The 13,018-nt window shown below is 57.0% G+C and carries 11 protein-coding genes and 1 pseudogene; 6 read left to right on the forward strand and 6 right to left on the reverse strand.

The window, feature by feature from the left end; genetic code table 11:
* Nucleotides 1-21: 21 nt before the first annotated feature.
* The 3 genes from FS320_RS00490 (at nucleotide 22) to FS320_RS00500 (ending at nucleotide 3,884) form a co-directional block, all read left to right on the forward strand.
* Entirely contained in the window at nucleotides 22-759 is a 738-nt protein-coding gene (locus FS320_RS00490) for a DUF4405 domain-containing protein (protein ID WP_338105262.1), read from the forward strand.
* A gap of 408 nt (nucleotides 760-1,167) precedes the next feature.
* Nucleotides 1,168-2,292, forward strand: a complete 1,125-nt coding sequence (locus FS320_RS00495) for an MFS transporter (RefSeq protein WP_152708792.1) — start codon at nucleotides 1,168-1,170, stop codon at nucleotides 2,290-2,292.
* Nucleotides 2,293-2,549: 257 nt separating this feature from the next.
* Complete coding sequence (locus tag FS320_RS00500; protein WP_244626892.1) at nucleotides 2,550-3,884, forward strand: adenylate/guanylate cyclase domain-containing protein; 1,335 nt, start codon at nucleotides 2,550-2,552, stop codon at nucleotides 3,882-3,884.
* Between the two features lie 499 nt (nucleotides 3,885-4,383).
* Here the strand turns inward: FS320_RS00500 and FS320_RS00505 are convergent, their stop codons facing one another.
* Nucleotides 4,384-5,346: an alpha/beta hydrolase gene (locus FS320_RS00505; protein WP_152708643.1), complete on the reverse strand. Its 963-nt coding sequence runs from the start codon at nucleotides 5,344-5,346 to the stop codon at nucleotides 4,384-4,386.
* 238 nt (nucleotides 5,347-5,584) lie between these two features.
* Between FS320_RS00505 and FS320_RS00510 the strand changes: the two genes are divergently transcribed.
* The 3 genes from FS320_RS00510 to FS320_RS00520 all read left to right on the forward strand — a co-directional run bounded on the left by FS320_RS00510 (nucleotide 5,585) and on the right by FS320_RS00520 (nucleotide 7,819).
* Entirely contained in the window at nucleotides 5,585-5,845 is a 261-nt protein-coding gene (locus FS320_RS00510) for an alpha/beta hydrolase family protein (RefSeq protein ID WP_152708644.1), read from the forward strand.
* Between the two features lie 76 nt (nucleotides 5,846-5,921).
* On the forward strand, nucleotides 5,922-6,368 hold the full coding sequence (locus FS320_RS00515; protein ID WP_152708645.1) for an alpha/beta hydrolase family protein: 447 nt from the start codon (nucleotides 5,922-5,924) through the stop codon (nucleotides 6,366-6,368).
* A gap of 293 nt (nucleotides 6,369-6,661) precedes the next feature.
* On the forward strand, nucleotides 6,662-7,819 hold the full coding sequence (locus FS320_RS00520) for an alpha/beta hydrolase (RefSeq protein ID WP_152708646.1): 1,158 nt from the start codon (nucleotides 6,662-6,664) through the stop codon (nucleotides 7,817-7,819).
* 633 nt (nucleotides 7,820-8,452) lie between these two features.
* On the opposite strand, the pseudogene FS320_RS00525 reads toward FS320_RS00520, so the two are convergent.
* The 5 genes and pseudogenes from FS320_RS00525 to FS320_RS00545 form a co-directional block, all read right to left on the reverse strand.
* Nucleotides 8,453-10,153: pseudogene (locus tag FS320_RS00525) on the reverse strand (IS1182 family transposase).
* A 252-nt stretch (nucleotides 10,154-10,405) separates the two neighbouring features.
* A complete protein-coding gene (locus FS320_RS00530) occupies nucleotides 10,406-10,882 on the reverse strand; it encodes a DUF2268 domain-containing putative Zn-dependent protease (RefSeq protein WP_202882817.1) in 477 nt (158 codons plus the stop codon).
* Nucleotides 10,883-10,974: 92 nt separating this feature from the next.
* Nucleotides 10,975-11,796, reverse strand: a complete 822-nt coding sequence (gene aidB / locus FS320_RS00535) for an AidB family quorum-quenching N-acyl homoserine lactonase (RefSeq protein WP_244626893.1) — start codon at nucleotides 11,794-11,796, stop codon at nucleotides 10,975-10,977.
* Between the two features lie 52 nt (nucleotides 11,797-11,848).
* Nucleotides 11,849-12,106 (reverse strand): VOC family protein, encoded by a 258-nt coding sequence (locus FS320_RS00540; RefSeq protein WP_152708648.1) that lies wholly within the window; start codon nucleotides 12,104-12,106, stop codon nucleotides 11,849-11,851.
* Nucleotides 12,107-12,126: 20 nt separating this feature from the next.
* Nucleotides 12,127-12,408, reverse strand: coding sequence for a transposase (locus FS320_RS00545; protein WP_152708649.1), 282 nt, complete (start codon nucleotides 12,406-12,408; stop codon nucleotides 12,127-12,129).
* Between the last annotated feature and the right edge of the window lie 610 nt (nucleotides 12,409-13,018).

Consider the following 13,018-nt stretch of genomic DNA (forward strand, 5'->3'; position numbering starts at 1 on the left):
ATCGACAAGGAGTGCGTCATCGTGAAGTCTCCCCTTATCGACCGCCTTTTGTTGCCCGGCATGATGGCGATCTTCCTTCTGCTCTCGCTGGCCTACTGGTGGCTCGAAAACGTGCCGCACGAGATATTCGGGACGGCGATGTTCGCGTTTCTGGCGTGGCACATCGTGGTGAACCGGCTCTGGTTCAAAAATCTCTTCAGGGGCCGTTATGACGGGCGCCGTACTTTAGTCCTCGCCCTTAATCTGCTGCTGCTCGTCAACATGGTTATCCTGCTGATCACCAGCATCGTAATCTCGAAATTGCTCTTCAGCGCGCTCCCGATCCCCGACAGCATCTATCTGCGGGAAGTCCATTGGTTCTCGGCCTATTGGGTGATGATGATCGTCGGCATCCATCTCGGCCTGCACTGGGTACGCGTGATGACATTAAGCCGTTCAATTCTGGGACTGTCAGCTAACAGCGCGAGCAGGACAATGGTCCTTCGCGTCATCGCCGTTCTTCTCGCCGGTCTGGGCGCATGGAGTTTTTCAGTGCTCGGTGTCTGGACCAAGCTCATCTTCACCTATAGCCTCGATGTCTGGAACTTCAAAACCTCAGTCACGCCGTTTTTCGGCCATTGGGCCAGCATCGTCGCCCTTCCGGCAATCCTCACCCACTATTCGATGACCTTGTGGCGCAACCGCAAGCGACATCGTTCTGATGATCGCCTCCGCAATCCCCAAGGAGAAGAAGTGCAAGAGGGCGTTGCACAGGTGTAAGGGCGGTCCGGTCTGGTCTCGATCCGGGTGGCGACACTTGCGAGAGACCAGAACCGTGCATCGGGCTATGCGCGATCAGCAGAATTCATGAATCTAGTTCATGACGGCATGCAGGTTATACCGACTAGTTGCGGAGCCACGCCTTGACTATGTTCTAGAGCACAGGATCGATCCCGTAACTGATGGGCGAAAGTCCTCCGCGCCTTCGCTCTGTCACGAAAGGGCGGAGTTTCAAGACGCCGGATACGTGCGCTCAAATTCATGAAGCGCCTCCGGTGGTCAGACCGCTCGGCGGACACTTGCGTCCAGCACCGTAAGCCTGGAAGTGGAACGGAAATGTTGAACCACCCTGCTGCCCCAACGAGGGACATCGCGGATCGGCCCGCCCATTGGGGTGGGGTTCTCGCGATGTCGCTCTGCGTGTTCGCGCTCGTCGCCTCTGAATTCATGCCGGTCAGCCTGCTGACGCCCATTGCCTCCGAACTTGAGGTGAGCGAGGGGCAGGCCGGACAGACCATCGCCATCTCCGGGGCGTCCGCCGTCATGACGAGCCTGTTCATCTCGTCCATTGCCGGAGGCCTTGACCGGAAGTTGCTGCTGCTGGTGCTGACCGGGGCGATGGCGGTGTCGGGGACTATCGTGGCCATTGCGCCGAACTATCTGATCTTCATGATCGGACGGGCGCTGATTGGCGTTGCCATCGGCGGCTTCTGGTCCATGTCGGCGGCGACCGCGATGCGGCTGGTGCCGGAACGGCACGTCCCGCGCGCGCTCGCGGTCTTCAATGGCGGCAACGCGTTGGCGACGGTGGTCGCGCCGCCACTTGGAGCTTTCCTGGGGTCGATCATCGGCTGGCGCGGCGCCTTCTTCTGCGTTGTTCCGGCCGCCGTGATCGTATTCTTCTGGCAGATGGCCAGCCTACCATCAATGAAGGCGGAACAGCAACCGGGGTCCGGCCATGTCTTCAAGCTGCTGAAGCGGCCGTTGGTCGCGCTCGGCATGGTGTCGGTTGCACTCTTCTTCATGGGGCAGTTCGCACTCTTCACCTATGTGCGCCCCTTCCTTGAAACCGTGACGATGGTCGATGTCTCGACGCTCTCCCTCATCCTGCTCGGAATCGGCATTGCCGGCGTTGGCGGCACCAGCCTCATCGGCGCTTTCCTCAAAAACGGACTTTATCGCACCCTGACCATCATCTCGGCGACGATGGCGGTAATCGCGGCGGTCCTTGTCACTTTCGGATACAGTCTCCCAGTCACGGCGAGTTCACTGGGAATTTGGGGGCTGATCGGCACTGCGGCGCCTGTCGGCTGGTGGACATGGCTTGCGCGCTCGCTGCCGCAAGATGCCGAAGCCGGCGGCGGGCTCATGGTGGCGGTCATCCAGCTTGCGATTACCGTGGGGGCGATCGTCGGGGGCATGCTGCTCGACCTTAGTGGCTATCAAATGACCTTTGCTGCCAGCGCTGTTCTGTTGCTGATCGCTGCTTTCACGACCCTCCTCACATCTCGCCAGAGTGGGCCTTCAGTCTAAATTTGCAGAAACTGAAGTCCGAGCGGCTGTGGTTTGCTTAGTCTTGGACGCAGTGTGTCGTTCTGTGCTGTTGCCGGGGAGCGATCGCTAGAACCAAACCGAATTCAGCCTTGAGCTGTAGTGAGACTTAGAACAATCTGTTAGCTCCCGCAAACGGGCCACTCTCAAACGTAAGATTCATCTTCGTCGCTAAACAGCGCATAGCGGTTGCAAACCGGATACTTATCTTGCGGGTATGCTGCCAACGGCCAATGCAAATGCTGAAATCTATGATGAAACCTCACACCATCATCAACACTGTCCAGATGTCGTCCAGTGGCGAAAGAGCGCTAGCAGATGCACAGCGGAAAGGCTTTCGCTTGGCTATCGTCGGGAGGACAATTGCAGTTGGCGCTTTAGCTTTTGTCTTTCTCGCCGGTTACCATTTTCCATTCAATGTTGCAATCTGGCTTCTCACTTTGGCTTTGGCGTTAAGCGGTTTGATGGCATTGAAGACCGCCGGTACAAGGCTGGAAAATATGGTGCGCTATGTATTCTTCTTGCTGGATGCCGCTCTCGTCTCTGCAATAATTGCCTTCGCTCCTTTGAGCGGCGGGGATGATATACCGCAGAACCTGACATTCTTCACAAGCAGAACTCAGTTTTACTATGTCGTAATCACAGCATCGATTCTCACCCTGTCGCCGGGCCTCGTGCTATGGACAGGTGGATGTTGTGTGGCTGGCCTTGCCCTCTCCACGATCTGGATCGCGGCTGGCATGGAGAGCATTCTGAATTTTGCTGACCTGCCCATCGCACCGTCTCGCGAAGACTTATATCGCATTGTCCTTAATCCAGATTTCTTAGGCACTGAGTCTCGCATCGAGGAAATGCTGATTCTTTCAGCAGTGACGGGCATCGCGGCGATTGCAGTCCGCGGTGCTCGGCTCGTGGTACTTGCCAGAATCTCTGCAGAAGAAAAGCGCAGGCACACGCAACGACTTTTTGGCAAGTACCTGCCCGCTGCTGTAATTCCTGACCTCAAAAGCGACGGGCATTTGAGTCCGCAAATGCGGGAAGCGACCCTTTTGTACGCTGACGTTGAAGGATTCACGTCCATTTCAGAGAAGCTGCAGCCAGAAGAGATTATTCACCTCCTGAACGAGCTATTCACTATGGTGAGCGAGAAAATAACAATGCGAGGCGGGTTGGTAGTTAGCTATTTCGGTGATGCGGTAATCGCAGCATTCAACTCACCCCTGCCCCTCGAAAAACACGAATTTAGCGCAGTTATGGCTGCGAGGGATATCCTCAAGACGCTGGAAAGTTCGGAATTTCGTAGCCACCGTCTGCGTCTGCGCATCGGAATAGCCACCGGTCTAGTCGCCGTAGGGACGGTCGGGAGTGAGGAGCGGTTATCCTTTACTCATTACGGCGACACCGTGAACCTCTCCCAGCGACTGGAAGCCTTAAACAGGGAAACAGGAACAGATTGTCTGATGTGCGGCGCGACCTACACTGCCGTTCAGCACGAAATAGAGGGCATTCGCTCTCTGGGGTTTCATTCACTTCGCAACAAGCAGCGCGGGGTCGAGGTCTATGCGCTTGAGTGAAGGCACACAGATACTTACACGCTTGACGGCAACCCGTCTACGGAACGGGTAGGCACCATAGGCATTACTGCGGACCGCCGGAATACCCGGGCCGGATATCGTTTCTTACGCGAGGCTCTGGGGACGACGTGCACTTATCCTCCTTCCTCCATCGTCCTCACGACACCCTACCGCGCCAAGCACCCCAAAGCCCGCTTAACAATCCAGTCTCAGACTTAGACAGCGGTGCTCGAGATGTTGGACAATCTCAGGATCGATGCAGGACTTATGTGTTTCGACAACGAACCGCTTGGTCAGGTGCGCTTCGTACGTGACATAGTTGATCGTTCGCATTCTCAATTCTTGCTGAGCTTTTTTCGTGAGTGGGTCTCTAGACTTCGCCGACGATCGAGGAAGCGCCCGATTTCCCTTCACAGGTGCCTAAGCTTGAGAAATTCCACAATTCGACGACGCTGCTGCGGAAGGAGGGCGGGACCCATCCCGCCCTCCTCGGTACGAACTATTTGAGATGTTCGTTGAAGAACTCAGAGATCCGGGTGAAAGGAATCTTGTCCATGCGATCATATAGGTCGACGTGGTTGGCGTCCTTTATAATCATAAGTTCCTTGGGATCAGCCGCGGCCTCGTGAGCATCCTCGCTGAAGTAACGTGAGTGCGCGTTGTCACCCGCGATTAGCAAGATTGGCCGTGGTGAAATCTCCGCAATGTAGGTCAGAAGCGGCATGTTCATGAAGGACAATGGACTAGTTACCGCCCAGCCCGTGGTCGAATTCACCGAGCGCTCGTGGAAGCCGCGAGGCGTCTTGTAGTAGTCGAAGTACATTCTGGTGACAGGATCATCGACGCCGTCCAAGGTTTCAGGCAATCCTCCTGCCAGCGCAGGAGCCTCGCCTTCGGCGTCAGCCCAACGCTGCTGACTCAGCTTTTCCAGCATCTGCGCGCGCTGCTCGGCCGTAAAGCCATCGTAATAACCCCGCGCCATCACGCGGGACATATCATACATGCTGGTAGTCGCGACAGCTCTGATACGCTTGTCTGCGGCGGCGGCATTCAATGCCATGCCCGCAAAGCCGCAAATGCCGACGATTCCGATACGGTTACGATCAACGGCAGCGTGCCTACCGAGATAGTCAACAGCGGCGCTAAAATCCTCAGTATTGATGTCAGGAGACGCCGTTTTGCGTGGCTCGCCACCGCTTTCCCCCGTGTAGGACGGATCGAATGCGAGCGTGACATAGCCATGTTCCGCCATAGTCTGAGCGTACAGGCCGGAGGACTGTTCTTTCACAGCGCCAAACGGACCGCTTACGGCGAGCGCCGCCAACTTCTGGTTGCCACGAGCTTTGGGTAGATACAAGTCGGCCGCAAGCGTGATGCCATAACGATTCTCGAATGCCACCTTCTGGTGATCGACCTTGTCGCTGCGCGGGAACGTCTTGTCCCACTCCTGGATAAATTGCATGGTATTTTCTCCGAACGCGGTGATTGCGCAATAATGGCCTGGACGCTCATCAGGATTGATGTAGTTGCAATGGGAGAGCCTTGGATGAGTGTCCTGCGCAATGGCCCGTTTGTCAGTGCAAGGGCGTCAGCATGCGGTTTGTTGCCCATCGGACCCTCCTTGAATTTCTCTGATCAAAGCAGGGCTAAAATATCTCCAAACCTGTGAGCAGATTAGATCAGTTATTTGAGTTGCAGTTATGAACTGGAGTCATCAATCCGCCGGAGCGGTGGCCGATTTGGGTCTTCTGGACGTTGTTGACCGTAACCGTATTGATGTGCCGGGCGTTTGCGGCAATGGCGGCCTGAACCTGAGCGCCACTGCCGCCGACAACCGCATCAAGGCTGTTGCAAGCTCCATGATGTACGATATGGCTCGACTGTGGGTCACAGGCTTCCAGGACGGCTACACGCCGGAACAACGTTCCAAAGCCTTGAAGAATACGAGGCTTCGGCGCTGAGAAGACGCGGAAAACGGCACTCGCCTGCGTCAGCCACAACGTCGTATTCGATGAAACCAGCAATCTCACCTGCACAGTGGTCATCAACCTGGAGACGCTGCCTGAAAACGCAGACCCGATTCCGGTAGAGTTTATAGGTTTACTGTGCAAGACAAAGCTTCCGTCCGCGCTCTGTGAACTCCACGGCACTCTGTCGATCACGACGCCGATGGCGTTCATGACCTTCCCGCAGTTCACCTACATCAAGGAAATTACGCCACGCCCAGTGTTAATTATCGCCGGCGAGACGGCACATTTGCGCAACTTTGCCGAAACCGCTTACCAGGACCCGGCCCAGCTCAAGGACCTGGTCGATGTGATGGGTGCCGACCACGTCGATCTGTATGACAAGCAGAACGGCAAGAGCTCGTTCGACAAGCTAAAAGCGCTTTTCAAGAAGAATTCTGAATCAGGAGAAACGTTCAGCTTGACGATTTCACGTCCGGCCTTGCGGGGAAATACTGAAGCAAATCGGGATGGATGATTACAGGGATGTGATCATAGTATCCGGTTCGTGGGAACGAGTCCGAGTCCGGATTATTTCGCTAAGGCATAGATAGGCGATGGGCTCAGCGGCGACTGGCGCGGCAAGGCTGCATGTGGTTATGAGCCCTGAAACAATCGGAGCGATCTGCCCCGACGCGCACCGTTTATGAGCTAGATTCATAACGACATGCAAAACAAACGACCTAATGTCGGCGCCTGGTGTCATCTAAATTTCCGCCATGAAGGGCTTATCCCGCGGGATAAGCCCAGGACACGTACGGAGGCACAGCGATGAACAGGCAAAATGCGGATGAACGTGCCGTGGACGAGCATGCGGGCTTCGACCTCGGCAGGCGCAACCTCCTGAAAATGACGGGCACCGGTATGGCCGCGTTGAGCGTTGGTATGGCTGCCTCGGGTCAAGCCGTCGCGCAGTCGCAAGTGAAACTCAGTGACGCTTGGGACAAGACCTTCGCCAAAAGCGATAGGGTTGACTACAAGAAAGTCACCTTCAAGAACCGCTACGGCATCATCCTAGCGGCAGACCTGTACCAGCCGAAGAACGCCAGTGGCAGAATGGCGGCGATTGCCATCAGCGGCCCGTTTGGTGCGGTGAAGGAACAAGCGTCAGGCCTTTATGCACAAACCATGGCCGAACGGGGTTTCGTCACGCTGGCGTTCGATCCTTCCTATACCGGGGAAAGCAGTGGCGAAACGCGCAACGTGGCGTCGCCGGACATCAACACCGAGGATTTCAGCGCGGCCGTGGATTTTCTTGGCCTTCAGCCGAACGTTGACCGCGACCGCATCGGTGCCATTGGCATTTGTGGTTTCAGCGGCATGGCACTTACTGCCGCCACCAGCGATTCGCGCATCAAGGCGGTCGCTACAGCTTCCATGTATGACATGTCTCGCAGCATGAGCCGCAGCCATAAAGACGGTTATACGATGGAGCAGCGCCACAAGGTTATTAACTACATCAGCCAGCAACGCTGGATTGATGCGGAAAGCGGCAAACCTGCGCTGGGTTATCACGAGGTTCCGTTCGACGAGAAGGGGAATATCCTGAAAGGGCAGCGTGTCCTTCCTGAAAGCCTGCCCGCAGATCCTGACCCGGTTCTGGTCGCTTTCTTCAACTACTACAAAACCCCGCGCGGTTTCCATCCAAGGGGCATCAACTCGACAACGGCGTGGACGGCCACGACCCCCATGTCGTTCTTCAGCTTTCCGCTGTATGCGAACATCGAAATGATTTCCCCGCGCCCGGTTCTGCTGGTGGCGGGAGAAAACGCCCACTCACGCTATTACTCTGAAGATGTCTACAAGGAGGCTTCCAATCCCAAGGAATTGGTGATTGTGCCCAATGCAGACCACGTTGATCTTTATGACCAGATGGACAAGATCCCGTTTGATAAGCTGACGTCGTTCTTCAAACAGCATCTGGCTTGAGTGTGTGCCGTCTGATGGTCTGAATTCAATCGAGCGCCTATTTCTTGGCCGCACCCATCCAGCCGGACAGATGCGGCCATTCCCGTGAGCCTGCGGGCATAGAACAACAGAGCATTTCATGAGAGATCAAGTAAGCAATGATCTTGCTCCCCTTTTGTGGAGCGCGGTTTGGTAGCTATCTAGCCAGCCTTTCGGACTGAATCGGGTTGACGTGGGAGCCGGAGCGAGAACAGCAGTTTTTGTCCCGCCCCGATCAAGCAGGAGTTCTACGCATAAAGATCAAACGCCGCGGATGAAAGGGTCCACAGCGGCGCTGAAAATCACCGGCCGCTAGGTGATGGAGGTCGGCAAAGCTAACTCAATTATCTGGACCAACCGATTTGGATTTATAGGCTAGGCTCGACTTGGTTACTGCTCGCACAATGGATCGCTGTCAAACCCTGCGTGAAGCGGCGTAATGTTGATGTTGCGGCTCGAGGGGCAAGTTGATGGTTGTTGGCCTTGGTGCAGTCTCCTTTCCGCGTCATTGTGATCGGGCGAGATCGACCGACCGAAGATCCTTCCACCAACTGAAGAAGAGCGTGTTCGGCTCATCGTGGACTTGCGTCGAAAAAGATACTGCTGGCGAATTCATCATGCTGGGATGGGAGCCATCATGAGCTTGGTAAAGGCGGATTGCCGGGTTCGTGCGAGCGGTGTGCCCGCGAACCAAGCCCCTAGTCGGATGAGGTTCATGGCAGCTGCCGTCAGCACGTGCTGGAGATGCGTCTTGGTGAGACCGATGTAGCGGGAGCGCCGCAGGTGCAGAGCACGGACCCCGGCCGAGATCGTTCCCTCGATGCCGGCGCGCTTCTGGTACTCTTTGGCGAAGACACGCTGCGCCTCACGCTCGCGAGCCGCTGCAAGGGTCTCATGTTCCTCCTGAGGGCGCAGCGTCAGAAGCCGCCGATCGCTGCGGGTACAGTGTGCCTTCAACGGACTGGGACGACAGTGAGTGGTCGAGAAAGGCACCTTGAAGGCAGTCCGTCCCTGCCAGTCATCGGGACGCCAGCTCCGGCTCTCGTGCCCGGCCGGACAGATCGCAACTTGCCGATCCCAATCGAAGATGAAGTCCTGCAAGGTGAAGCCCTCACCGGATTGGGTCTGCCACTGATAATTCTGGGGAGCCGGCCCGAGGAGCGTGACGCCATAGGTCCGGCGACTGGCGACGAGTTGATCGGCCGCGACGTAACCAGCATCGACAAGATGGGTGTCGGGCAGCAGACCTTTGGCTTCGAGCGCCGCATGGATGTCTTCGAGAGCGTCGCGATCCACGACCGGTGCCGGCGTGGTCTCCACATGCGTGATCAGGTGCGGGCCACCCTCGTCACAAGCCTCGGTCAGATGAACCTTGTAGCCAATCCAGGTCGTCGTCCCCTTATTTGCATAGTGCACCTCTGGATCGTAGGGCGATCCGGCCATCAGCAGGGAGGGCGGAAATCCCTCATGGTCGGTCCGCCACCGCACCCGGGGAGTGGTCTCAGAGCATGGGCCATCCTCAGGTTCTCCGGTCTGAGCCTCGTCGGTGAGACAGAAATTCTGCACCCAAACCTGCCGCAGCAGCTCAACGGCCGGGATCTCACGCAGCCAGATTGGTGCACCAGGAGCCATGATGGCCGCCAGCAGCTGATGACCATCGCGCCCGATCTGCTCGGCATGGGCGCGCCGCTTCGCCTCGCCTTGCGGGACGTCATAGTCGTCAGCCCGCCTGCCATAGCGCTCGATCCAGGCGGGATTGGCATGAGCGCGCAACCATGCCGGAGCCGCGGACGCCAAGACATTGAGAGCCGCCCGCATGGTCTCGGTCGCGCAGGCGAGACGGTTCAGCGAACGGACCGCCCCGAGCACATGCGTGGAGTCGGTGCGCTGGCGGCCTCGAGCGCTCAGCAGCTTGTGCTCCCGGCACAGGACCAGAAGCGTATCAAGGAGCTGCTCCTCTAAGCCTCCCGCCACCAGACGACCGCGGAACTCGCTCAGAACAGAGGCATCGAAGCCAGGGTCGGTCAGTTCCAGGCCCAGCAGGTACTTCCAATCGATGCGGCTGCGGACCGCATCGGCTGCCCGCCGATCAGAGAGGTTCTCAGCGAACTGCAGCAAGCTCACCAGCGCCAGTCGCCGCGGGCATGCGGCCGGCTGCCCGCAAGGGGCAAAGAGGGACGCGAACTGGGCGTCGGAGAAGATCGTCCCAAGGTGGTCGCGCAAGCGCAGATAGGCATTGCCCTAGGGAAAGGCTGCATGGGCAACGGTTGCGGTCGAAGTTGGAACACCACCACTCGCGGTCGGGCGGAGCGACATGGAAACCTCCAGGTATGGACCTAAGCCCCTACAGCCTGAACGCTGATCGCGCCTCAACCGCTCCACCGAATAATGAATTCGCCAGCAGTATCAAATGCGGAGCAAGACCAACAACAGTATCAGCAGGAACATTGACCCACATAGCGACGTCTATTTAGCCCGAAGCTTTCAGCCAGCCCCCGACCATTTCATGCCCAAGCGTATAACCGAGCCAGCGGGGTGCGAGCCACGTTCAAAGACCATGCCGAATGATCATAGTCGGTAGACGCTAAAGCTTTCACATCTACGGGAGTTCCGCAGGTGTTCTGCCGACACAGCTCTTTCCCACGGTTCGGCAGCCGTAGAGCTTGCGGACAAATTGCCCCGCGAGCCCTTCGCTACCAGAGCTTCACCCAGCGGCCAGCCGTAGCCAGGTCCGGCCATGCGTATGCAGTGATGGACCTCATGGACGATCTGCCGGAGCAAGGCTCCATCCTGAAGGCTATTCGTGAAGTTGGGATTGTCCGGGTCCACGGTCATCGCGAACAGCGTGTCCCGATAGGCGCGGCCGACGATGCCCATTTGAGGTCTTGTTTGCCCTACCAACCGTTCAACGAGAATATCGAGACCCGGCGGCGGCAGTAGCCCGGACGGAGTACGGTAAGCGGCTTCGAAATTAGCCAGGATGTCAGCCCGGGAATTCTCAAGCTCACCTGAAGCTTCCAGCCAATGCAATGTCCAACGATCCATCAGATTTTCCGTAGCTACGAATGTTCCCTGCGAGAAGACAACTCAGGATGATACCCCACAGATGTCAGGAAATTTGCGACAGACTGCTTTGCTCATAACTCCGAGATTCGATAGCCATCCTCCATACAATGCACTCGGCCGAAGCCAATATGGCCGCCTGCGACGGCCCATCCGCCGCGGGCGGCATGCTCCAATGCGGTTTGGCGTGTTGTCGCAGCAACCACAGGAGAAAGGTCGTAGATCATCCCAATATTTGGATCGCGGGACTGGAGTGCCCCCAAATGCAGCACATCCCCCCAGATAAAAAGCGTGTCATCATTACCATGCAAAAGATATCCCGTGTGACCGGGAGTATGGCCCGGTAACCGCCGGGCCTCTATACCCGGTAGGACGTGGCCTTCAGGGCATTTTTGGATACGGGTACCATAGGTCTCTTGCAGCCGTTCAGCCACGGAGAACCCGCCGCGTCTGGCTTCTGGTGTTGCTTCACGTGCGGCCGGATCCAGGAAGAACGCCATATCAGTTTCGGGCACCAGTACTTCGGCATTCGCAAAATACGGAAGACTCCCATCAAACAAGCCGAAAACATGGTCGTCGTGAATGTGGGTGAGAAGAACGTGGCTCACGTCCTCCGGTAAGATTCCAGCGTCACGCATTGCGATTCTTGCTAGCCCAAAGCTTGGCCCCAGTGATGGTCCACCTCCCGTATCCACAAGTGTGATCCCATTCGTATCGCGCAGCGCGTAGAAATTCACATCTAACTGAATGTTAGGATTGCCCCACTCCGCGATCACGCTTTGGCGGGCCGTCTCGCCATCGATATGGATCAACGCACCTATTGGTGCTTGAAACACGCCATCACAAAAGCATGTGACTTCATATCGCCCGAAGTTATGGGAGCAAGGTGCTGTCAAAGTAGTTCTCTCCTGCATTAGCTTATACGCGGACTTTTGCGACGCATCAAAATCAGGATTTCTGCGAAAGAATTATGAGTTCATACGAGGCAATTTCAATCAAGCTTCCATCCGGATCACGACAATAGATCGACCTGATCGGCCCGCAAGCGCCGCTGCGCATCTCAGAACCAGAAACGACCTTCAGGCTGAACTTGGCTTCCAGTTCATTTGCTGGACTGGGCCGGCTACAGGCTTCCACGGCCAGCCTGCTCGCGGCCAAGTGCACGCGACCACTGTGGCGGCTTTCGAATTCATACTCCTTCTTCAACTGTATCATAGCGTCGATGCTCAGATGGATAGCGATATATTAGCGGTGGCCTTCTTGAGGATGTCGCGCTCTTGGCGGAGCACCTCGTTCTCGCGACGGAGGCGCTTGAACTCGGCCATGACGTCCTCATGGGGCGGGGTGGTCGACGAAGGCCGCGTGTCCTGGTGCTCCGCCATCCAGCGCGCGAGCGTCGAACGGTTCACGCCAAGATCGTCAGCGATTGCGCGTTGGGAGCGCCCACTCGTCAAAACGAGGCGGACAGCCTCATCCTGAAATTCTCTCGTAAAACGGGTCTTCGGCATGGAGATCCTCCTGCTTCATACAGAGTTCTCCGCTTCTGCGATGCAAGTCCACTTGAGGGGCGCACGGGAGGCTGGAGCGTCGTCGCCATGCGGGCTAGAATTACCGCATCAATTTTATCCGTCTTAGCGAGGGTGCCTGCCGCTTGTGCGAACCGCCGTGCTCGAGCCGGGTTGAGCTTGACGCATGGCAGATCCGCCAGAGCCTGCTCTCGCTACCGGTGGTAAGCGCCAGTCGCTTCAGAGGCGATCCGATCGATCTGCCATTGCGCAAGCCAATCTATCAGCTCTCTTTGATCCTTGGCGGTATTGGGGAATTGCCGCTCGCAGCCGACAGGATGGGCATATACATCAAGGGTCGCTTTTGAGATGTCGATGCGGACCGTTTGGGGTAGAAGATTATCCATCTCTTCCGCTGTCCTACTCTTGTCATCCGGGCCCGAGGCCCTGGTTTCCGCCCAGGTCTGGTGGAAAAGAAAGGGGTGACCACACTAGTCGACGGCCCCCTACGACCGAGACGACTTCGATCCATCCCCTTCCGCCCGATCCGGGGTGGCCACCCCGGATCGGACATCTCTTAATGCCAAAACCAGCGGAAAAGTCATAAGACAAC

Source organism: Microvirga tunisiensis, assembly GCF_009296175.1.
Classification (GTDB): Bacteria; Pseudomonadota; Alphaproteobacteria; order Rhizobiales; family Beijerinckiaceae; genus Microvirga; species Microvirga tunisiensis.

Excerpts from the sequence above, each read along its gene's own strand:
- FS320_RS00520 (WP_152708646.1), top strand. The coding sequence starts at position 6,662 with ATGAACAGGCAAAATGCGGATGAACGTGCCGTGGACGAGCATGCGGGC.
- FS320_RS00500 (WP_244626892.1), top strand. The coding sequence starts at position 2,550 with ATGCTGAAATCTATGATGAAACCTCACACCATCATCAACACTGTCCAG.
- FS320_RS00545 (WP_152708649.1), bottom strand. The coding sequence starts at position 12,408 with ATGCCGAAGACCCGTTTTACGAGAGAATTTCAGGATGAGGCTGTCCGC.
- FS320_RS00510 (WP_152708644.1), top strand. The coding sequence starts at position 5,585 with ATGAACTGGAGTCATCAATCCGCCGGAGCGGTGGCCGATTTGGGTCTT.
- FS320_RS00530 (WP_202882817.1), bottom strand. The coding sequence starts at position 10,882 with ATGGATCGTTGGACATTGCATTGGCTGGAAGCTTCAGGTGAGCTTGAG.
- FS320_RS00505 (WP_152708643.1), bottom strand. The coding sequence starts at position 5,346 with ATGCAATTTATCCAGGAGTGGGACAAGACGTTCCCGCGCAGCGACAAG.
- FS320_RS00495 (WP_152708792.1), top strand. The coding sequence starts at position 1,168 with ATGTCGCTCTGCGTGTTCGCGCTCGTCGCCTCTGAATTCATGCCGGTC.